The 21,147-nt window shown below is 57.2% G+C and carries 15 protein-coding genes; 9 read left to right on the forward strand and 6 right to left on the reverse strand.

All coding sequences use genetic code 11. The features are described 5' to 3' along the window. Nucleotides 1-118: 118 nt before the first annotated feature. Both arnT and RHM56_RS12485 read left to right on the forward strand, forming a co-directional pair. On the forward strand, nucleotides 119-1,810 hold the full coding sequence (gene arnT, locus RHM56_RS12480) for a lipid IV(A) 4-amino-4-deoxy-L-arabinosyltransferase (RefSeq protein WP_322241538.1): 1,692 nt from the start codon (nucleotides 119-121) through the stop codon (nucleotides 1,808-1,810). Further along, entirely contained in the window at nucleotides 1,807-3,339 is a 1,533-nt protein-coding gene (locus RHM56_RS12485; RefSeq protein ID WP_322241539.1) for an ArnT family glycosyltransferase, read from the forward strand. Before arnT ends, RHM56_RS12485 begins: the two co-directional genes overlap by 4 nt. A 62-nt stretch (nucleotides 3,340-3,401) precedes the next feature. On the opposite strand, the gene pssA is transcribed toward RHM56_RS12485, so the two are convergent. From pssA to RHM56_RS12500, 3 genes are all read right to left on the reverse strand, one after another. After that, nucleotides 3,402-4,745, reverse strand: a complete 1,344-nt coding sequence (pssA, locus tag RHM56_RS12490; protein WP_322241540.1) for a CDP-diacylglycerol--serine O-phosphatidyltransferase — start codon at nucleotides 4,743-4,745, stop codon at nucleotides 3,402-3,404. Nucleotides 4,746-4,980: 235 nt separating this feature from the next. Beyond that, on the reverse strand, nucleotides 4,981-6,120 hold the full coding sequence (locus RHM56_RS12495; RefSeq protein WP_322241541.1) for a glycerate kinase: 1,140 nt from the start codon (nucleotides 6,118-6,120) through the stop codon (nucleotides 4,981-4,983). A 115-nt stretch (nucleotides 6,121-6,235) separates the two neighbouring features. Then, nucleotides 6,236-7,333, reverse strand: a complete 1,098-nt coding sequence (locus RHM56_RS12500) for a sugar diacid recognition domain-containing protein (protein WP_322241542.1) — start codon at nucleotides 7,331-7,333, stop codon at nucleotides 6,236-6,238. A gap of 261 nt (nucleotides 7,334-7,594) precedes the next feature. On the opposite strand from RHM56_RS12500, the gene rarD (RHM56_RS12505) reads away from it, so the two are divergent. After that, the gene (rarD, locus tag RHM56_RS12505; protein ID WP_322241544.1) at nucleotides 7,595-8,479 is read left to right on the forward strand and encodes an EamA family transporter RarD; all 885 of its coding nucleotides are present in this window, start codon (nucleotides 7,595-7,597) and stop codon (nucleotides 8,477-8,479) included. Between the two features lie 228 nt (nucleotides 8,480-8,707). Then, the gene (gene rarD / locus RHM56_RS12510; RefSeq protein ID WP_322241545.1) at nucleotides 8,708-9,589 is read left to right on the forward strand and encodes an EamA family transporter RarD; all 882 of its coding nucleotides are present in this window, start codon (nucleotides 8,708-8,710) and stop codon (nucleotides 9,587-9,589) included. 33 nt (nucleotides 9,590-9,622) lie between these two features. On the opposite strand, the gene RHM56_RS12515 is transcribed toward rarD (RHM56_RS12510), so the two are convergent. After that, on the reverse strand, nucleotides 9,623-10,918 hold the full coding sequence (locus RHM56_RS12515) for an ATP-binding protein (RefSeq protein ID WP_322241547.1): 1,296 nt from the start codon (nucleotides 10,916-10,918) through the stop codon (nucleotides 9,623-9,625). Nucleotides 10,919-10,921: 3 nt separating this feature from the next. Beyond that, the gene (locus tag RHM56_RS12520) at nucleotides 10,922-11,623 is read right to left on the reverse strand and encodes a response regulator transcription factor (protein WP_322241549.1); all 702 of its coding nucleotides are present in this window, start codon (nucleotides 11,621-11,623) and stop codon (nucleotides 10,922-10,924) included. A gap of 127 nt (nucleotides 11,624-11,750) precedes the next feature. On the opposite strand from RHM56_RS12520, the gene RHM56_RS12525 reads away from it, so the two are divergent. The 4 genes from RHM56_RS12525 (at nucleotide 11,751) to RHM56_RS12540 (ending at nucleotide 18,000) form a co-directional block, all read left to right on the forward strand. Beyond that, complete coding sequence (locus tag RHM56_RS12525; RefSeq protein WP_322241551.1) at nucleotides 11,751-12,956, forward strand: efflux RND transporter periplasmic adaptor subunit; 1,206 nt, start codon at nucleotides 11,751-11,753, stop codon at nucleotides 12,954-12,956. A gap of 2 nt (nucleotides 12,957-12,958) precedes the next feature. Next, nucleotides 12,959-16,060, forward strand: coding sequence for an efflux RND transporter permease subunit (locus tag RHM56_RS12530; protein WP_322241552.1), 3,102 nt, complete (start codon nucleotides 12,959-12,961; stop codon nucleotides 16,058-16,060). A 56-nt stretch (nucleotides 16,061-16,116) separates the two neighbouring features. Further along, on the forward strand, nucleotides 16,117-16,755 hold the full coding sequence (locus RHM56_RS12535; protein ID WP_322241555.1) for a DUF1345 domain-containing protein: 639 nt from the start codon (nucleotides 16,117-16,119) through the stop codon (nucleotides 16,753-16,755). 312 nt (nucleotides 16,756-17,067) lie between these two features. Continuing rightward, nucleotides 17,068-18,000 carry a transposase gene (locus RHM56_RS12540; protein WP_322238760.1) on the forward strand — a complete coding sequence of 311 codons (933 nt, stop codon included), beginning with the start codon at nucleotides 17,068-17,070 and terminating at the stop codon, nucleotides 17,998-18,000. A 126-nt stretch (nucleotides 18,001-18,126) separates the two neighbouring features. On the opposite strand, the gene hppD is transcribed toward RHM56_RS12540, so the two are convergent. Continuing rightward, nucleotides 18,127-19,203 (reverse strand): 4-hydroxyphenylpyruvate dioxygenase, encoded by a 1,077-nt coding sequence (gene hppD / locus RHM56_RS12545; protein ID WP_322241557.1) that lies wholly within the window; start codon nucleotides 19,201-19,203, stop codon nucleotides 18,127-18,129. Between the two features lie 335 nt (nucleotides 19,204-19,538). On the opposite strand from hppD, the gene RHM56_RS12550 reads away from it, so the two are divergent. After that, nucleotides 19,539-21,089 (forward strand): EAL domain-containing protein, encoded by a 1,551-nt coding sequence (locus RHM56_RS12550; protein ID WP_322241559.1) that lies wholly within the window; start codon nucleotides 19,539-19,541, stop codon nucleotides 21,087-21,089. Nucleotides 21,090-21,147: the final 58 nt, after the last annotated feature.

The raw sequence follows: 21,147 nt of genomic DNA on the forward strand, positions 1-21,147 counted from the left end.
ACGTCCGGCGACGTATCAGGCCTGCATTTTTTTCACATCAGCTTCACCTCGCCTCTACCCGCCGCCCTTTACCGTGCCCCCCTAAATCACGTCCAGTAAGGGCTCGCAGGTGGAAAGCATGGCGGCTGTTGCCTCTCGAAAAATCCCGACCAACCGTCTTGAGCGCTGGGCAATACCCAGCCTGCTCTTGGCGTTTGTACTGTTTTATCTAATGCCATTAATGACCCACGGGCTGTGGATCCCTGATGAAACCCGTTACGCCCAGATCAGTCAGGAAATGCTCCAGAGCGGTAATTGGGTTGCTCCGCACTTTATGGGGTTGCGCTACTTCGAAAAGCCGATTGCGGGCTACTGGATGATCGCCATCGGCCAAGCCGTATTCGGTGACAATCTGTTCGGGGTAAGGATTGCTTCGGCACTGAGCACGGGGCTGAGCGTCTGGCTGGCATGGCTGATTGCCAGCCGACTGTGGAATGATCCGCGCAAATCATTCGCGAGCGCCCTGCTGTACATGAGTTTTGGTCTGGTGGCCGGTGAGGCGGGTTACGCCAACCTCGATCCGCAGTTCACGCTGTGGGTCAACCTGAGCCTGGTCGCCCTGTGGTTTGCCCTTGACGCTAAAAATCGCCGGGCACGGCTGTCGGCCTGGGTGGTCTTGGGCGCGGCTTGCGGCATGGGGTTCTTGACCAAGGGCTTCCTGGCTTGGCTGCTGCCCGTGTTGATCGGCGTGCCGTATGCCCTGTGGCAGCGACGCTTTAAAGACTTGTTGCTCTACGGCCCGCTGGCGGTGCTGGTCGCGGCTGCCGTGTGCGCACCATGGGCGCTGGCTATCCAGCATCAAGAACCTGACTTCTGGCAGTTTTTCTTCTGGAACGAACACATTCGCCGTTTTAGCGCGAGTGACGCGCAACACACCCAGCCGTGGTGGTTCTACCTGCCGTTACTGCTCGCTGCCAGCCTGCCGTGGGCGGCATTGCTGCCCTCGGCACTGGTTGAGGCCTGGAAGCAAAAAAGCCAGCCCGCCATCGGCTACCTGCTGCTTTGGCTATTGTTGCCACTGGGCATGTTCAGCCTGAGCAAGGGCAAGCTGCCGACCTACATCCTGCCGTGCCTGCTGCCTTTGGCACTGTTGATGGGGCATGCGTTGATTGCGTGGGTTAATCAGGCCCGTGGCCGCTGCATACGGGTCAATGGTCTGTTGAATACGCTGCTGGCCGTGGCCGGGCTGGCAGGGTTGGTTTACCTGCAAGTCGCCCGCCCGGTCTACGCCAACACCGAGATGTTCAGCCTGTCTCTGGGCTTTATCGTGCTGATGGTCTGGCTGCTGACCAACGCTCTGCAAGCCATGCGCCCGTTGACCTTGTGGGCCGCGCCGGCATTGGGCATGGGTGTGTTGGTGGCTTTGCTGCCTGCCGCGATGCCGGCCACTGTGGTCAACAGCAAAATGCCCGACCAGTTTATTGCCGAACATACCCAGGAATTGAGCCAGACCAGCACCCTGCTGAGTAATGACCTGGGCGCGGCCTCGGCACTTTCCTGGCGATTGGGTCGTCCTGAAGTCACCCTTTACGACACCGTGGGCGAACTCAAATACGGTCTCGGTTACCCCGATTCAGCTAAGCGCCAGGTCGATGTCGATACCATCAGCGGGTGGCTGAAAGACGCGCAGTCGCGCGGTTCTGTTGGCGTGGTGATGCGGGTTAATTCAGCGCAGGAAGTCCACGAAGTCGAACGGTTACCTCAGGGTGGCAAGCGCTATGAGCGCGGCAACCTGGCCATTTTCATCTTCCCTCAGGCTAAGTCTGAATGATGGATCTCAAAGATTGGGTTTCAGCACGTCGGTCGCTGCTGATTCTACTGGCTGTGTCCGCCTTGCTGCTGTTGCTGGGGCTCGGTTCACGGGAGTTGTGGGGGCCGGAAACCCGTTGGGCCAACATCGCCCTGCAGATGCTGCAAAAGGGGGATTACCTGGACCCGTATCTGATGGGGAGCGCCTATTACGACAAACCCTTGCCGTCCTATTGGTTGATTACCGCGACGGCGGGCGTGTTCGGTGAGTTGAATCATTGGTCACTGCGCCTGCCTTCGGTCATCGCGGCGTGGCTGAGCGTGTGGCTGATCTACCTGGTCGGCGAGCGACTGTTCAGCAAAAGCACTGGCGTGATCGCGGGCTGGATGCTCGCCACCACCTTCTACTTCGTGTTTTGGGGGCGTGTGGCCACCGCGGACATATTGACCCTGTGCGGCCTGCTCGCAGCGGTCTGGTGGTATTTCCGAGGCCCGGAAGACACGCGCTTCAGCCGCTATTGCGTGTTCTTCCTGCTACTGGCCTTGACCTCTTTAACCAAAGGGCTGATCGGCTTTGTGTTACCAGGGTTGGTGCTGTTGCCCCATGTGCTCGGCGAACAACGCTGGAAGCGCCATCTGAACATCAAGCTGGTACTGGCGCTGGCCATCGCCCTGATGGTGTATATGCTCCCGTTTGTGCTCTCGCACCTGTATGGCGCGCCCACTTATGGTGAAAGCGGATTGGGGCTGGTATTGCGTGAAAACGTGGTGCGCTTCTTTCAGCCTTTTGACCATATGGGGCCGATATACACCTACCTGATCTACCTGCCGGTTTACACCCTGCCGTGGGCGCCGCTGTGGATCATCGGCCTGTGGGTAGCCGTGCGCAACTGGCGGCACATCGAGCCGAATGCTCGGTGGCTGGTCTGGGGGCTGGCGCTGTTGTTTATGTTCTTTACCGCCAGTGGCAGCCGACGCAGTTACTACGTGCTGCCCCTCGTACCTTTTGCCCAACTGTTGGCGGCCTGGTGGGTGTCTCGGCGGCTGCAACAGCGCAAAAAACACCTCGGCCTGAGTTGGAAGATTGGCTTCGGGACGAGTGCAGGCTTGCTGCTGTTGGTGCTTGGGGTGTTTTATCCATGGTCCAACGGCGGCGGTGGCGTGATCCAGTTCGGCCAGAACGTCAAAGCCCAAGCCAGTGAGCAAGCGCCTTGGGAGCAATGGCGCATGGTCATGATCGACGCTGATAACAAATTGCCCCTGTATGTTCAGAACCAGGGGCAAGCGTTTTATTACGTCAGCCAGGATCAGGGCTTCCCGCGTGAAGGCAGCAGTGCAGAACTGATGGCATGGCTGGATAAAACCAGCGGCCAACACTTCAACCCGCAACGCACGCTGATCTTCGCCCAGTACCGCACGGGCGATCCGTTACCGCTGGGCTACCTGAGCGTGGATCATCACGTGGTGATCAGTCAGGCCGATAACGGCGACCGCCTGTTGCACAACCGTCAAGGCGCGAGCGTGGGGTATATCCCCGAGGAACCGCACTAAACCTGTAGCCGCTGTCGAGGTACGAGGCTGCGAACGGCGGCGAAGCCGTCGCAAGTCTGCATTCAAAGAATGCGGTACAACAACCGCTCGATTCGCACCCTGCTCACGCGTCGCAAGAACTTGGCCACTGCTGGCGGGTAATCCTTCAGGGTTTCCAGGTTTTTAAAGTGGTTGATGCGTTGGGTGTGGGCGAAGATCGTGTCCAGCTCTTTGCCACGCTGCTCCAGCAGTTCGCGGCGCGGGTCGTCGATCAGCAAACCGTTTTCCAGATCCAGGCGGAACGCCCGCGGATTGAGGTTGTTGCCGGTGAGCAACGTGTAACGGTCGTCGACCCACATGCCTTTGAGATGGTAGGTGTTGTCGCCGTCACGCCACAGGTGCAGGTTGAGCAAACCGCTGTCGATCATGCGCTGATGGCTTTTGGCAAACCGGCGCAGGCTCAGCTCATACAGATACGGCAGCGCCGCGATCACTCGAAATGGTTCGCTCGGCGGGATGTAGAAGTCGTTGGCGGTCTTGTCACCGACCACGATGTCAATCTTCACCCCACGTTCCAGTGCGCGATTGATTTCACGGGTTACGGGTAATGGCAGGTTGAAGTACGGCGTGCAAATGGTCAGTTGCTGCTGGCTGCTGGCGATCAGTTCGCAAATCACCCGGCTCAGCGGGTTGTTTTTACCCACGCCTAACAGCGGGCTGACCGATAAGCCAAAATGTCCGGTGGTGCCTAAGTAGGTGTCGTAACTGGCTTTTTTCAGGCGGCTGCGCAAGTCACCGATGGCACTGCGCAAACTGCGGGTTGACGGCAATGAAGGCAAATCAAGGCGATGCACCGCCTTGGTCTCGATCAGGTCTTCCTGGATAAAACGCTGCATCGAGTCAGCCAGTGGCTTGTTGTGCAGCACGTGATAACGGTCGAAGCGGTACTTGTCGAACTTGTGCAGGTACACATTATTCAGACTGGCGCCGCTGTAGATCACGCAATCGTCAACAATAAAACCCTTGAGGTGCAGCACCCCGAACAGCTCGCGGGTTTGCACCGGCACGCCATAAATCGGCACCTCAGTGGCGTGGGCCTGGGTTTGCGCTTGGTACCAGGCCGCATTGCCGGGTTGCTTGCCCGCCCCGATCAAGCCGCGCTGGGCGCGCAGCCAATCAACCACGACGGCAATTTCAAGCTCGGGCCGTGCGGCTTTGGCGGCGTGCAAGGCGTCGAGAATTTCCTGTCCGGCTTCGTCCTGTTGCAGGTACAAAGCCACCAGCGTGATGCGCTGTCGAGCGCCGGCAATGTGCTCCAGCAGGCAGCGTCGAAACTCGGCGGCGCTGGGCAAGGTGCTGAACGCATCGGCAGACAGCGGGAAGCTGCGCAGCTTAGGTAGCAAAGAGCGTTTGAAGAGCAACGGCATAGGGCTCGCTATGGGTCGAATGCAAATGACCGCGAAGCTTACACGATTGGGCTTTGAAGCTGTAGTCGCCAGCATTTACTGTCGCGCCCCACCTCGTAGCAGTTGCCGAGCGTGCGAGGCTACGTCCGGCGGCGCAGCCGTCGCAAATGGGCTAACGCGGTTTTTCAGTTAAATCTGGTTCTCAGGATTTACGATCGCTACGCAATCGGACGTAGCCTCGCACGCTCGGCAACTGCTACGCGTTATGAGCAAGGCTCAGCAATCGTGCAATGTCGCGCGCACGGTCGGTGAGCAGTTGGGCTGCCTGTGTGCAGGCGTCTTCGAGGCTCATCGGGCCGTTGGTCAAGGCGAAGGCGGCGTTGATCCCGTGCGCGTATAACGCTTGATAGCCCTCGCCCAAGGTGCCCGCCAGTACCACCACCGGTACGCCTTGGGCCTGGGCGATACGCGCGACCCCAAACGGGGTTTTGCCGCGCAGGGTTTGTGCATCAAAGCGCCCTTCGCCGGTAATCACCAAATCGGCGCCTTTGACGGCTTCAGCAAGGCCCACCAGCTCCGCAACCACTTCAACCCCTGCGCGAAATTGCGCCCCCAAAAACGCTTTGGCGGCAAACCCGAGCCCACCGGCTGCGCCCGAACCAGGCTCATCACGCACATCTCTGGGTAAAATGTTGGCGCAGTGATCGGCAAAATGGCCCAAGGCGTTATCGAGCAAACGCACCTGCTCGGGCGAGGCGCCTTTTTGCGGGCCGAAAATGGCCGAAGCGCCGTGTTCGCCACACAGCGGATTATTAACGTCGGCAGCTATTTCGAAGCGCACTTCGGTCAAGCGCGGGTCAAGCCCTGTCAGATCAATGCGCGCCACCTTCGCCAGCGCCAGTCCACCCGGTGCCAGGCTTGCGCCCTGCTCATCGAACAAGCCCAGCCCCAACGCCTGCAAAGCCCCGGCGCCCGCGTCGTTGGTGGCGCTGCCGCCAATGGCCAGGATGATCCGCCGGGCCCCGGCATCGAGTGCCGCCTTGATCAATTGGCCAGTACCGAAGGTGCTGCTGATGCACGCGTCGCGCTCGCTGCGGGCAACCAGCTGCAAACCACTGGCTTCGGCCATTTCAATAATGGCCGTGCGACTGTCCGGCAACCAGCCCCAATGAGCCTCGACCGGAGCGCCCAATGGACCTTGCACGCTATGTCGGCGCAACTGGCCATTCCCCGCAGCCACAATCGCGTCTACGGTGCCTTCGCCGCCATCGGCCATGGGGCACGTGATCAGTTGCGCATCAGGCAACACATCGCTCAAACCGGCGGCAATGGCATCGGCGACCTTTTCGGCGCTCAGGCTGTCTTTGAACGAGTCAGGGGCAATCACGATTTTCATGGGGCGTATCTCCAGTTCTTATGCCCTTCATGCTGCCAGTAACCGGGGGGAAACACGCCAGTCTGGTGCACAAGCAATCACGGGGTTTGTTGTTCATTTTCACAAGACGCAGGGTTTAGCTCTGAGGCAGCAGTTGCACACCCAGATACAACGCCAGCATGCCATTGAGGCTCAGCGGATCAATGCCGCTTAATTCAGCGATGCGCTCCATGCGGTAGCGCAGACTGTTGCGGTGGATGCCCAAGGCATCGGCGCAGGGTTGGCTTTGGCCGTCGTGCTCACACCAACTGCGCAGGGTGGCAATCAGCTGGCCATTGCTGTCTTTGGCCACCACTTTGTGCAGCGGACCTAAAAGCTCTTCAAGAGCGTCGTCGTTGCGATGACGCCACAGCATGACGGGCAGTCGATAACGATGGAGTGCCAGCAAGCGCATGTGTGGCAACACATCACGACCGTAAGCCAGCAAGTCTGCAACCCGTCGATAACAACGGCGCAACGCTTTTAGCGCATCCGCTTGATCGCCTGCTGCCACGCGCACGACGTTCCAGCCTTGGCCCTCAAGCTTCTCAAGCAAGCGCAGATCATCCAACACAATCGTGGCCGGGCGGCACCACAACAACGAGCCCGTGGCCGGGGTCACGCACCAACTGTCCGGGTAGCGCGACTGCAACCAGGCGCTGAGCGCTTCAGCGCTGTGGCCCTTGTCGAGCTCAAACAGGTACGGAATGCGCGACAACTGCGGCTTGAGCCCCAACTGCCGGGCTTCGTCGATAAGGCGCGGCGAATCGCCCGTGTCGCTGAGCAACAAGGCCACCAGGTCATCACAGCGTTGACGCCGCCATTGTTGCTCCGCCTGCTGATGGCGCTGGCCCACCAGCATTTCGGCGGTCATGCGCACCAGCTCGGCATACGTGCGCAGCAATTGGGGCTCGCCTGTGAGGCCCAGCACGCCGATCAGGCGCTGGTCGAGCAGCAATGGGAGGTTAATGCCGGGCTGCACGCCCTTGAGGTGCTTGGCGGTTTGCGCGTCGATTTCCACGACGCGACCATTGGCCAGCACCAGTTGCGCGCCTTCGTGTCGCGTATTGATACGCTCGGGCTCGCCACTGCCTAAAATCAGGCCCTGGCTGTCCATGACGTTTACGTTGTAAGGCAAAATGGCCATCGCCCGATCAACGATGTCCTGCGCCAACTCATGATCCAGTTCAAACATAGGGTGACAATCCTTGGAAACATTTGTTCATGAACACCGATGGCTAAGCGAGCGGCTGGGGTGGCACAAAGGCAGCGCGCTTAGGTGACCGAGACTCATGCAGCGAACAACGTTAACCTCGGATCGTGAAAAATCATAATAAAGTGCGACATCAAATAGCTCCCGCAGGTCGTTGCATAACCTGCGATTTGCCCTACAACACCCTCAGGCCTCAAGCTACACACTCCTAAAAATCATAAAGTGCGTTCCAACGAGGCTGTTGTGTCTAAAGGTATTGTTTTATCGGTTCTGGCATCGAGCCTGTTCGGTGTCATGTATTACTACACATCCCTGCTCTGGCCCTTGAGCGGCGCCGAGATCTTCGGCTGGCGCATGCTGCTGACGCTTCCGTGCATGACGCTGTTCATGTGCTTTTCTGGCGATTGGCGGCGTGTTCCCGTGATCATTTCCCGGCTGCGTCAGCAACCTCGAATGTGGGCCGTTGTGGTCGCTTCCAGCGCTTTGGTTGGCGTGCAACTCTGGTTGTTCCTGTGGGCGCCGCTCAATGGGCACAGCCTGGACGTCTCGCTGGGTTATTTCCTGCTGCCGCTGACGATGCTTCTGACCGCTCGCATGGTGTTTGGCGAGCACCTGTCACACCTGCAAAAAATCGCCGCTGCGCTGGCCGCCATTGGGGTTGCCAATGAGGTGTACCGCGTGGGCGGTTTCTCGTGGACCACGCTGGTGGTTGCCATCGGCTACCCGATGTATTTCGTGCTGCGCAAACGCGCAGGCACCGACAACCTCGGCGGCCTGTGGTTTGACATGCTGCTGTTGATCCCGGTGGCGTGGTGGTTTGTGCAAAGCGGTGAGCACGGCTTCGACGTGGCCAGCCTGCGTCCGGCGCTGTACTTCTTGATCCCGGTACTGGGCGGCATCAGCGCACTGGCCTTGATCAGCTACATCATCGCCAGCCGGATGCTGCCTTTTAGCCTGTTCGGCCTGCTCAGCTATGTCGAACCGGTACTGCTGGTGTTTGTTGCCCTGTTGCTGGGCGAGAGCATCAGCGCCGGTCAATGGCTCACGTACCTGCCGATATGGCTGGCCGTAATGGTGCTGATATTTGAAGGTTTCAAGCATCTGGTCCGCCAACGGCGGTCGGTTTAGCGCCTTGTTGCTGGCCGAAGGCTACCGTTAATCACTTTTTTCAGAAACACGAACGCTCGTTTAAAACGTCATTGGCCCAGTATTTGCTTGGTTGTTTCAAAGTTTCACCGTTTTTAACAAGAGTTTGCACCAACTAATTGGTTTAAAAGAGATTTGCCAACGACCCCCAACAACCTCAAGCTACGTGCCCACTCTAATGAGTAACGTTGTAGATCCATTGAGGTTGTTGTGTCTAAAGGCATTGTTTTATCGATTTTGGCTTCCTGCTTGTTCGGCGTCCTGTACTACTTCACTTCTCTTCTTCGGCCCCTTGATGGCCAGGAAATCTTTGGCTGGCGAATACTTATCTCGCTGCCCTTCATGACTCTATTTATCTGCCTCTCTGGCGACTGGAAATGGGTTCCCATAATTTTCAATCGCTTACGAGATAAACCTCTACTGATTCCGTGCGTGTTGATTACCAGCTTTCTGGTAGGGCTACAGCTCTGGATGTTTATGTGGGGGCCTTTGAACGGGCATGGCCTGGATGTATCGCTGGGCTATTTCCTGTTGCCGCTGACGATGATTCTCACCGGGCGCATCGTCTACGGCGAGCACCTGTCGCACTTGCAGAAGATAGCCACTGCGCTGGCGGTGATTGGCGTGGCGAATGAGCTGTATCGCACCGGCGGTTTTTCGTGGACCACGCTGGTCGTAGCCATCGGTTACCCGATGTACTTCGTGCTGCGCAAAAAGATCGGCATCGATAACCTCGGCGGACTGTGGCTGGACATGCTGTTGATGGTCCCGGTTGCCTTGTGGTTCGTGCTAGCAGGCCCGCACGTCGACCTTGGCGCACAGCGAGAAGCTTTGTACGCGCTGGTGCCATTGATGGGAATCATCAGTGCTGCCGCAGGTTTTGCCTACATTCTGGCCAGCCGTCTGCTGCCGTTCAGCTTGTTTGGCCTGCTTAGCTACGTTGAACCCGTGCTGTTGGTGGCCGTTGCGTTGCTGCTGGGTGACAGCCTGGAAGACGGTCAGTGGCTGACCTACGGCCCGATCTGGCTGGCGGTGGGCGTATTGGTCATCGAAGGTTTGAAACACGTGAGCCGGCAGCGCCGCTCAATCTGAAGTGAGGCGCGGATCTGCCCGCGCCTCTTGGTTTCACGCTGGCAACCACAGCCTGAAACGGGCACCACCCAAGGGTGATTGCTCAACGCTTAACGTGCCGCCTTGGGCCTCCAGGGCGCGCCGACTGATCGCCAGCCCCAACCCGAAGCCTCCGGTCGCCCGATCACGGCTGCGATCCAGCCGATAAAACGGCTCGAAAATGCGCTCGCGCTCCTGCTCGGGGATGCCGATGCCGTCGTCATCCACCCACAATTCGCAGCCTTGCGAACCCAGACTCACCCCTATCTGAATCCGCCTGTCGCAATAGCGCATGGCGTTGCGCACCAGGTTTTGCAGGGCGCGAGCCGTCAGGCGCGGGTCCAGCGCAAAACGCTCCTCGACGCCCTGCAACAGTACATCCAGAACGATTTCAGGCGCTTCCAGCTCTTCGTCAAAACTGCCGAGAATGCTGTCGATAAACTCAGCCAGCGACACCTCGACCCGCTCAGGCACCAGCGCAGGGTTTTGCAGGCGGCTGAACGACAACAGTTCCAGGACCAATTCATCCAGTTCGCGTATGTGCCCGACCAGCAGGTGCAAGCGCTCACGACTCACCTCGGGCAGATCGTCACACAAGACCAGCGCCAGACCAAAATCGAGCCGGGTCAATGGGGTACGCAACTCATGTGAGACCGCGTTGAGCAAATCACGCTGCTGGTTGAGCAGGTCTTCAACGTCTTGGGCCATGGTGTCAAAAGCGCTGGCCAGACCATGAATGTTGGAACGCGCTGAAATCTGTGTGCGCTCACTCAATTGGCCCTGACCAATGCGTGCTGCCGTGCGTTTAAGCTGCTCAAGGTCGCGCCAGTGCGGGCGCAGCCACAGCAACAACCCTCCCAGCAAGGCGGCTCCGATCAGTACGTTGATGCTCCAGTACAGTACGTTCATGTCGAACGGGTCAGGCGGCATCACCAGCTCAATGGCTTGTTGCTGATCCAGTGGCGATACCACGCGCGTACGCCAGCCCCACTCACCAATGCGCAGAACACCCTGGCCCTGATGCAACTGATGCTGCTCTTTGGCCGTGAACTGAGGGTCGGTAATCGGTAACAGGTTGACGCGCAGCGGATCGAATTGTGCATCCAGTTGCTGAGCTAGCGCAGGCCACTGTTCAGCAGGCAGTTGGTGAAATTGTTTGACCAGCAGGGTTTGCATACCACGCGACATGTCGACGTTGTAGTTCATGAAGCGATCATGGAACACCGTGACGATGAGTGCGGGTACCAGGTAAATGGCTGCCGCAAAGGTCACAATCGTTACCAGATACAACCGTATGAGGATTTTGAACACGAATCAGCATTCCCATTCCGAACGGCTGAACAAGTACCCCTTACCCCACACGGTTTTAATCTTGCGTGCCTCACCGGCGGCGTCGTCGAACTTGCGCCGCAACTTGGAGATGGCCACGTCTACCGAGCGATCGGTGCCGTTAAACTCAATGCCGCGCAGGCGTTGCAGGATCTGGTCCCGGCTCAGCACTTCACCGGCATGCCGGGCCAATACCACCAAGAGGTTGTATTCGCCGCTCGAGAGCTCGATGATGTCACCGCGCCATGTCACAGTGCGCTCCGACAGGTCGATGCACAAATTGCCCATCAAAATCCGGTCGCTGGCCACTTGCGGCTCTGTCAGGCTGCTGCGCCGCAATAAAGTGCGTACGCGCGCCAACAGTACCCGGGGATCGCAAGGTTTTGTCACATAATCATCGGCGCCCATCTCAAGCCCCAACACCTGATCATGGCTGTCGTCGCGCGCAGTCAACATCAGGATCGGCAGGCTCGCGGAGTCGGCTCGTAATAAGCGACAGACTTGCAAACCATCAAGGCCCGGCAACATCAGGTCGAGAATAACCAGGTCCGGAGGGTTTCTTCGCGCCAGGTCACGGACTTGGTCACCGCGTGCAAGCACGCTGACTTGATAGCCGTTGCGCTCCAGGTAGCTGGCGATCAGCTCCGAAAGTGCGGCGTCGTCTTCGACCAGCAGAATAGTGGGCATAATAAATGCTTACAAACGGGGAAAGCCCGAAGGATATACAACCTCAAAGGGATAGGAGCAGAACCTTCACATTTTTTCACACACCACCTACACAGCTTCACAACGCCTTTTGCGTGCTGCGCTTAGCATGCCAAGGTCTTTTACAGACATATCCTGCATTTATAAGAAGGCACGAACGTTGAAAAAGCTCTTCGTCCCGCTATGTCTTTCGGCACTGGCTCTGGCCCTCAGTGCCTGCGGCAAAAGCCCCGCCACTGAAGAAAAGACACCTTTGGTCAAGGTCAGCACTGAAGTCATCGTCCCGCAAACCCTGTCGATCAGTAATGAACTGAGTGGCCGCGTGGTTGCTCCGCGTGTTGCTCAAGTCAGCGCCCGAGTCGCCGGCGTGGTATTGAAACGCGCTTTCGAGGAAGGCAGCGAAGTCAAACAAGGCGACGTGTTGTTTGTGATTGATCCGGCGCCCTTGAAGGCTGAACTGGACAGTGCTCAGGCAGCGTTGCGCAAATCCGAGGCACTGGCAATGCAGGCAAAACTGCAAGACCAGCGCTACAGTGCCTTGGTTGACAGCAACGCCGTCAGCCGCCAGGACTACGACAACGCCCGTGCGCAAACCCAGCAGGCTCAAGCCGATGTGGCCGCCAACAAGGCTGCGGTTCAGCGCGCCAAGCTAAACTTGGGCTATGCCACCGTCACCGCCCCGATTTCCGGGCGTATCGGGCGTGCACTGGTCACTGAGGGCGCATTGGTTGGCCAAGGTGAAGTCACACCGTTGGCGCGCATTCAGCAACTGGACCCGATTCAGGTTGATCTGCTGCAATCGACCCGCGACCTCGACAACTTGCGTGATTCATTCCGCGCAGGCGAGTTGCAACAGGTAGGCAAGAATCAGGCGGCCGTCACCTTGATCCGCGATAACGGCAGCCCTTACCCGCTGCCCGGCAAACTGTTGTTCACGGACCTGAGTGTTGACCCGAGCACCGGGCAAATCATTCTGCGCAGCGAGTTCGCCAATCCGGACCACGATCTGTTGCCGGGCAGCTTTGTCAGGGTGCGCCTGGAACAAGCGGTCAACAAACAAGGGATCAGCGTGCCACAGCGCGCCATTGTGCGTGACAGCGCCGGTGTCGCCCAAGTGCTACTGATTGACACCGAGAATCGGGTCAAGCAGCAGCCTGTGCAATTGGGCGGCGTGTTGAATGATCGCTGGATCGTCAACGACGGCCTCAAGGCTGGCGACCGCATTGTGATCGAAGGTTTGCAACATGCTCGCCCCGGCGAACAGGTGCAAATTGATGACCCCAAACTTCCTCTCGCACACTCCACGGATCAGTGAGCATGCCGCAGTTCTTTATCGATCGGCCGATCTTTGCATGGGTCGTGGCGTTGTTTATTGTGCTGGCCGGGGCATTGGCAATCCCGCAGTTGCCAGTGGCCAAATACCCGAACGTAGCGCCGCCGCAAGTTGAAGTGTATGCGGTGTACCCCGGTGCCTCGGCACAAACCCTGGACGAAAGCGTGGTCAGCCTGATTGAGCAAGAGCTCAATGGCACCGACGGCCTGCTGTATTTTGAGTCCCAGAGCAGCCTCGGCAGTGCCAGCATTACCGCGACCTTCAAACCCGGCACCGATCCGGAGCTGGCACAGGTCAACGTGCAAAACCGCCTTAAAGCAGTGGAGTCACGTCTGCCGCAGGCGGTGATTCAACAAGGCTTGCAGGTCGAGAAGATTTCTTCGGGCTTTTTGATGCTGGTGACGCTCACCGCCGATGAGACCAGCGGGCTGGATGAAATTGCGCTCAGCGATTATCTGGCGCGTAACGTCATGAACGAGGTCAAGCGCGTCGAAGGTGTCGGCAAGGCCCAGCAGTATGGTTCTGAGCGCGCGATGCGAATCTGGATCAGCCCGCAAAAGCTGATTGCCTTCAACCTCACGCCTGCTGACGTCAACCAAGCCATTGCCAGTCAAAACGCCCAGGTATCTGCCGGCAGCATCGGCGATTTGCCAGGTCGCTCGACTCAGGAAATAACCGCCACGGTATTGGTCAAAGGCCAATTGTCGAGCCCGCAAGAGTTCGGCGATATTGTGTTGCGGGCGAATCCTGATGGCTCTGCGGTGCGCATCAGTGATGTGGCGCGGGTTGAAATCGGCAGCCAGGAATACCAGTACGGCACGCGGCTGAATGGCAAGTCTTCCAGCGCTTTCAGCGTGAAGCTGGCCCCCGAGGCGAACGCCTTGAGCACGGGCAATCTGATCCGCGCCAAGATGGACGATCTGAGTCGCTACTTCCCGAAAGGCGTTGAATACAAGATTCCTTATGACACCACGCCTTTCGTCAAAGTCTCGATCACCAAGGTGATCTACACCCTGGTCGAAGCCATGGTGCTGGTGTTTACAGTGATGTTCCTGTTCTTGCAGAACATCCGTTACACCCTGATTCCAACGCTGGTGGTGCCGGTTGCACTGATTGGCACGTTTGCCACCATGCTGGTCATGGGGTTCTCGATCAACGTGCTGACCATGTTCGGCATGGTGCTGGCCATCGGTATTCTGGTGGACGATGCGATTGTGGTGGTTGAAAACGTCGAGCGGATCATGGTCAGCGAAGGGTTGTCACCCCGCGAGGCCACGCGCAAGGCGATGACCCAAATCAGCGGCGCCATCATCGGCATCACTCTGGTACTGGTTGCCGTATTTATTCCCATGGCGTTTATGCCGGGTTCGGTCGGGGTGATCTACCAGCAGTTCTCGGTGGCAATGGCCACCTCGATTCTGTTCTCGGCGTTTTTGGCCCTGTCGCTGACCCCGGCGCTGTGCGCGACCTTGCTAAAACCCATCGCCAAGGGCGAGCATCATGCCAAGGGCGGCTTTTTCGGCTGGTTCAACCGCACGTTTGAGCGCATGTCCGAAGGCTACGAGCACTGGGTGGTGCATCTGATCAAGCGCAGCGGGCGTTATCTGCTGCTGTACGGCGCGTTAGTGGTGGTGCTGGTGGTGTGTTTTGCGCGCCTGCCCTCCTCCTTTCTGCCGGTCGAAGATCAGGGGTTCATCATTACGGACATCCAGTTGCCACCGGGAGCCAGCCAGAACCGCACCATTAAAGTGGCCGAGCAGATCGAGGCGCACTACGCGACAGAGCCAGGCGTGGGCAATACCACGATGATTCTGGGTTTCAGCTTCTCGGGCAGCGGGCAAAACGCGGCGTTGGCCTTTACCACTTTCAAAGACTGGTCGACGCGTGGCGTCAAGGATTCCGCCTCGGCCATCGCAGATCGGGCCAACGGTGCCTTCAGCGAACTCAAAGATGCCGTGGCGTACGCCATCTTGCCGCCTGCGGTCAGCGGTCTGGGCACCTCCAGCGGTTTTGAGTTGCGTTTGCAAGACCGAGGCGGCGTCGGTTATGACGTGCTGATGCAAGCCCGCACCGAGTTGTTGGCGCTGGCCGAGAAAAGCCCGGCGCTGGCTAATGTGCGTGAAAGCGCCTTGGCAGAGAGTCCGCAGGTACAACTGGAAGTCGACCGCAAGCGGGCGAATGCACTCGGCATCTCGTTTGCTGACATTGGTAACGTACTGTCGACCGCCGTGGGCTCGGCCTACGTCAACGATTTCCCGAATCAGGGACGCATGCAGCGAGTTGTGGTTCAGGCTGAGGGTGACCAGCGCAGTCAGGTCGAAGACCTGCTCAAGATCAATGTGCGCAACAACCTGGGCAAAATGGTCCCGCTGTCGGCATTTGTCCAGGCACGCTGGATTCAGGGTCCGTCCCAGTTATCGCGTTACAACGGTTACCCGGCGGTGAGCATTGATGGTGAAGCAGCCCCCGGCCACAGTACCGGCGAAGCGATGCTAGAAATGCAACGCCTGGTTGATCGACTGCCCGCGGGCATGGGTCTTGAGTGGACGGGGTTATCGCTCCAGGAAAAACTCTCCGGGACGCTGGCGCCGATGTTGCTCGGGCTGTCGTTACTGGTGGTGTTCTTGTGCCTGGCGGCGCTGTATGAAAGCTGGTCGATCCCGACCGCTGTATTGCTGGTCGTGCCATTGGGCATTCTCGGTGCAGTATTGGCGGTCACGTTGCGCGGCATGCCGAATGACGTGTTCTTCAAAGTGGGCTTGATCACCATCATCGGCCTGTCGGCCAAGAACGCGATTTTGATCATCGAGTTCGCCAAGACCTTGTACGACGAAGGCCATGATCTGGTGGACGCGACCGTACAGGCGGCGCGCTTGCGCTTACGCCCGATTGTCATGACCTCGCTGGCATTCATCCTGGGTGTGGTGCCGCTGGCGATTGCGACCGGGGCCAGTTCAGCCAGCCAGCAAGCCATTGGCACCGGCGTCATCGGCGGCATGATCGTTGCCACCTTGGCGGTGGTCTTTGTCCCGGTGTTTTTTGTAGTGGTCATGAAGCTGACTCGCAGCAAGCCACGTCAAGGCTAAGTGCTGCTGCGCGTGCTAAGGTTCGGCAACACTCAGTAACAGGGATTGTATTGCCAATGCCGCACCTAGCACGGACCCATCCCCGTTTGACCGCTGCCACCGTACTGGGGGTAGCGGTCGGCATCTTTGCTCCAGCCGCCACACTGACCACCAAGGTTCTATTGGGCTGGAACACCGGCGTCTGGCTGTATTTGCTGCTGACCCTGTGGCTGATGCTGCGTTCCAAGGTTGCCGACGTTAAGCGTACGGCAGAAGTCGAAGACGAAAATGCCAGCATGGTGTTGTTCACAGTGAGCATTGCTGCCGTTGCCAGCCTGGCAGCCATCACCCTGGAACTCTCCGGCAACAGCAAACTCAGCCATGCCGATCAACTGATTCACTACGCCTTCACCGGGATGACCGTGGTGGGCTCGTGGCTGATGATTGGGGTTATTTTCGGCCTGCACTATGCGCGACTGTTTTATAACAACGAAGGAACGGAGCCAGCATTGCGCTTCCCCGAAGGTGAGTTGAACCCGGATTACTGGGACTTCATGTACTTCTCTTTCACCCTGAGCGTTGCGGTACAGACGTCCGACGTGTGTATCGCCACCCGCGAAATGCGCAAAGCTGTGCTTGGCCACTCGCTGTTGGGTTTTTTGTTCAATACGGCGGTATTGGGTTTTTCGATCAACATCGCGGCAGGATTGTTTTGACTGTAGTGTCCGTCAAAACGTGTGGGAATCTGGCTTGCCAGCGATTGGATCTGCACGGTCAACGGTTAAAACCGTATCGCCTGCATCGCTGACAAGCCAGCTTGTGTCTTACGTCGGGATTAGACTGAGGATGAGAGCGGTGAGTGGCAAGCTGAATGCCTGGAGTGCTTAAAGCACGTGTGGGAGCCAACGCTGCCACTCACCTCTCCACTCTGGTTATTGAGCCCGAACAGTTGAACGAGCCCACCTCGAACAGTTACAAGCGCGGGCCAAACCAGAGCGCTCTCATCTTGAGTGTAAGAGGGTTTGGCCATGTTTTCCTATCCTGCAGGGATTGATGTTTCCAAAGACAGCCTTGAAGTTCGGGTTAATCTGCTAGAGGTCGGGGTGAGTTGCCCCAATGCCGAAAGTGATTTCCCCGGGTTGATTGGGTGGTTGTTACTTCACCAAGTCGGCCGCGTTTTGCTTGAAGCTACCGGCGGTTATGAGCGCAATGTGATGAAGGCGCTTCAGACCGCAGGACTTGAAGTCATACGGATCAACCCGTGCCGTGCCAAAAGCTTTGCCAAGGCCATGGGGCAACAAGCCAAAACCGATCCGATAGATGCACGTTTTCTTGCGCAGTTTGCAGCCGTCATCAAAGCCCCTGGCGCCCGAATCACAAGTTCCGAGCAAGATAACTTGCGTGCGCTGGTCCAGCAGCGGGAACACTTTGTTCAGCAAATGGATGACGATAAGCGCAGGCTCAAAACGGCCTCATCCGACGTCGTCAAACCAGCGCTGCAAAGTCATATCGACTACCTGTGCAAGGCCATTAAAGCGATAGAAGTACTCATTAGTGAGTGCGCCGAAAGCCTGGACAGTGAAAAAACCGCTCGTTTGCGCTCAGTGAAAGGTATAGGGCTGATTACAGCGGCTAGTTTAATGTCCTATCTACCGGAGCTGGGCGAAGTTGGCAGGCGTCAGATTGCTGCGTTGGCGGGCATCGCCCCTTACAACGACGACAGTGGTAGACACCAAGGTAAGCGTCATATCAGCGGCGGCAGGTTCGCAGTACGCAGGTCGTTGTATATGAGTTGTTGGTCCGTGATTCGGTATCAGCCTGAGTTCAGCGCCCGATACAAGGCGCTGCGCGAGAAAGGCAAATGCGCCAAAGTCGCGCTCATCGCCTGTATGCGGGTCTTGCTGATACGTCTAAACGCGATGATCCGTGATGGATCTGAATGGAAGGAACACGTCGTCTGAACGGGACGGCAATACCTTCTTCAGACAGCTGCACGGTTAGATACTGTGGGAGCTTTGCTGCCTCTGAGTTGGGCGACTCAATAAAAGTCGCCAAGACAGTTGCTCCCACCATTAATGGAGTGCTATTTATTCAGTTTCAAGCACGCCACGACGGATCTGGTCGCGCTCGATCGATTCGAACAGTGCCTTGAAGTTGCCTTCGCCAAAACCATCATCGCCCTTGCGCTGGATAAACTCGAAGAACACCGGCCCCATCAGGTTTTCAGAGAAAATTTGCAGCAGCAAACGCTTGTCACCTTCGACCGAAGAACCATCCAGCAGAATGCCACGTGACTGCAACGCTTCAACCGACTCACCATGGTTTGGCAAACGGCCTTCAAGCATTTCGTAGTAAGTGTCTGGTGGAGCGGTCATGAAGCGCATGCCGATTTTTTTCAGCGCGTCCCACGTTTTGATCAAATCATCCGTGAGGAAGGCCACGTGCTGGATGCCTTCACCGTTGAACTTCATCAGGAACTCTTCGATCTGGCCAGCGCCTTTGGACGACTCTTCGTTCAACGGGATGCGGATCATGCCATCGGGTGCGGTCATCGCTTTGGACGTGAGACCGGTGTATTCACCTTTAATGTCGAAGTAACGAATTTCACGGAAGTTGAACAGTTTTTCGTAGAAGTTGGCCCAGTAAGCCATACGACCGCGATAGACGTTGTGCGTCAGGTGGTCGATGATTTTTAGCCCTGTGCCGACAGGATTGCGATCAACGCCTTCGATAAACACAAAGTCGATGTCGTAAATCGAGCTGCCCTCGCCATAGCGGTCAATCAAGTACAGTGGCGCACCGCCAATGCCTTTGATGGCAGGCAGGTTCAACTCCATCGGGCCGGTCGGAATTTCGATGGGTTGAGCGCCCAGTTCCAGTGCGCGCGAGTAGGCTTTCTGTGCATTGCGCACGCGGAACGCCATGCCGCATACCGACGGCCCGTGCTCAGCGGCAAAATAAGAGGCTACGCTGTGCGGTTCGTTATTGAGGATCAGGTTGATCTGGCCCTGACGATACAGGTGCACGTCTTTAGAACGATGGGTCGCCACCTTGGTGAAGCCCATGATTTCAAAAATCGGTTCGAGGGTATTAGGAACAGGGGCTGCGAATTCAATGAATTCAAAGCCCATCAGGCCCATTGGATTTTCGTATAGATCGGCCATGTTGGCGCCTCATCAGAGTCATTTTTAGAATTAACAGTGGGTTATTTGCTAAGAATGCTGAGGCACGCAGGCGGCGCACAAGAGATCCCGCGCACACTGCGCGCCAGGAAATCTCCGTAGATCAGTTGGAACCCGAATATCTTCATTTCGACCCATCTCTTACGCGGTAGGGACTCCTGCTGGCAGAAGACATTATTCTTGTATGCGTAAGCCGATTCTACATGGCGTAATCTGGTTTGTCCTACCCCCATGTGAAATAGCCTGCAAGCAGTGCTAGCCTTACGCTGTTGCGAGCTAACGTATGCTCAAACCCTCTCTAGACCGCAGGATCCCTAATGCCTCTCACGCTGAAGTTGACTCGACGATGGACCGATCGCTACGCGTTGATTGTGCTCAGTGGATTACTTCCCATTGTATTGGGTGTTTTCATTATTACCTGGCAGGCCCAGCGCTCACTGGAGTTACTCGCCACCGAGACCGCCACCGAGGCAGTTCGCCAGTTTGATTTAATGTTAGACAATGCATCCCTTGCTGCCGACGTGGTGTTGCCACTCTCAGGTCAGGATTGCGCCCAGGTTGAATTGGCCTTGCGTGATCAAGTCACGCGGCGGCCCTTCGTGCGCTCCGTGAACCTGGTCTGGGACAACCAGATTTACTGCACCTCTTTATTTGGCAGCTTTAAAGAAGAAGTCATCCCGGACAACTATGCCGGCGGCGCGTTGTGGCTGTTACCCGGCAATCCGGTGACCCCAGATGAACCCCTGCTGGTTTACCGGGAACAGGAAGACCATAAAGGAGTGCTGGTGAGTATTTATGGGTTTCACTTGGTTAACGTGTTGGGACTGATCAACCAGAAAACCCAACTACTGATTCAAGTGGGCAACCGCTGGATTGACCGGTACGGCCAAGTACGCGATACGCCTCCACCGACCTTTGCGGTGGCGAACGTCATCGTCCCTTCGACTCAATTCCCCTATCAAGTTGTGGCGGGATTTAAGGACGGGGTCATCGTGCGGCATGTGCTTGACGAATACTCAGGGTTTATCGGCTTACTTGTCTTTTTGGGCCTGATCTCAGCGGCGACGGTTCAGCGCTTGCAAAAACGCTCATCCGCGCCAACCCAGGAATTACAACGCGGTCTCGACGCCGCAGAGTTTATTCCGTACTTCCAGCCGGTCGTACGCGGTGATACCCAGCAATGGGCCGGCGCTGAGGTACTGATGCGCTGGCAACACCCGAAAGAAGGTCTGGTGCGACCTGATTTGTTTATTCCTTTCGCCGAACACTCTGGCCTGATTGTTCCAATGACGCGCTCACTGATGCAGCAAACCTCAGCGTTGCTGGCGCCTCACGTCAATAGCATGAGCCCTGGGTTTCATTTGGCTTTTAATATCACCGCCCGCCACTGCCAGGACCTGGAGTTAATTGAAGACTGCCGACAATTCCTCAACGCCTTTCCCGAGGGGCATATTAATCTTGTGCTTGAGCTGACCGAACGCGAATTGATCATCCCTGACAAAACTACCCACACGCTGTTTGCGGCACTGCACGAACTGGGAGTCATGATAGCCATTGATGACTTTGGTACAGGTCACTCAAGCCTGAGTTACTTGCATGATTTCAACGTCGACTATTTGAAAATCGACCAAAGTTTTGTTGCCATGATCGGCGCCGATGCGCTGTCCATACATATTCTCGACAGCATTATTGAACTCAGCGCCAAACTGGATTTGGATGTTGTGGCTGAAGGCGTAGAAACAGAGGAACAAAGCCGGTATCTGGTGTCTAAAGGCGTTGACTTTTTACAAGGCTATCTCTTTGCACGACCACTGACGGCGGAGGACTTCATCAAATCATTAGTGGCGAAGCACGCAAAACCAGACTAAAAACACTCGGACTGTTGTTCATGTCGGACGAATATCGGCTGGCACTGTGGGAATTAAC

Source organism: Pseudomonas sp. CCC3.1, assembly GCF_034347405.1.
Lineage (GTDB): Bacteria > Pseudomonadota > Gammaproteobacteria > Pseudomonadales > Pseudomonadaceae > Aquipseudomonas.

Bases quoted from the DNA above. Each gene is read 5' to 3' on its own strand.
- arnT (WP_322241538.1), top strand. From the start codon at position 119: ATGGCGGCTGTTGCCTCTCGAAAAATCCCGACCAACCGTCTTGAGCGC.
- RHM56_RS12485 (WP_322241539.1), top strand. From the start codon at position 1,807: ATGATGGATCTCAAAGATTGGGTTTCAGCACGTCGGTCGCTGCTGATT.
- pssA (WP_322241540.1), bottom strand. From the start codon at position 4,745: ATGCCGTTGCTCTTCAAACGCTCTTTGCTACCTAAGCTGCGCAGCTTC.
- RHM56_RS12495 (WP_322241541.1), bottom strand. From the start codon at position 6,120: ATGAAAATCGTGATTGCCCCTGACTCGTTCAAAGACAGCCTGAGCGCC.
- RHM56_RS12500 (WP_322241542.1), bottom strand. From the start codon at position 7,333: ATGTTTGAACTGGATCATGAGTTGGCGCAGGACATCGTTGATCGGGCG.
- RHM56_RS12520 (WP_322241549.1), bottom strand. From the start codon at position 11,623: ATGCCCACTATTCTGCTGGTCGAAGACGACGCCGCACTTTCGGAGCTG.
- RHM56_RS12525 (WP_322241551.1), top strand. From the start codon at position 11,751: ATGCCAAGGTCTTTTACAGACATATCCTGCATTTATAAGAAGGCACGA.
- RHM56_RS12530 (WP_322241552.1), top strand. From the start codon at position 12,959: ATGCCGCAGTTCTTTATCGATCGGCCGATCTTTGCATGGGTCGTGGCG.
- RHM56_RS12535 (WP_322241555.1), top strand. From the start codon at position 16,117: ATGCCGCACCTAGCACGGACCCATCCCCGTTTGACCGCTGCCACCGTA.
- RHM56_RS12540 (WP_322238760.1), top strand. From the start codon at position 17,068: ATGTTTTCCTATCCTGCAGGGATTGATGTTTCCAAAGACAGCCTTGAA.
- hppD (WP_322241557.1), bottom strand. From the start codon at position 19,203: ATGGCCGATCTATACGAAAATCCAATGGGCCTGATGGGCTTTGAATTC.
- RHM56_RS12550 (WP_322241559.1), top strand. From the start codon at position 19,539: ATGCCTCTCACGCTGAAGTTGACTCGACGATGGACCGATCGCTACGCG.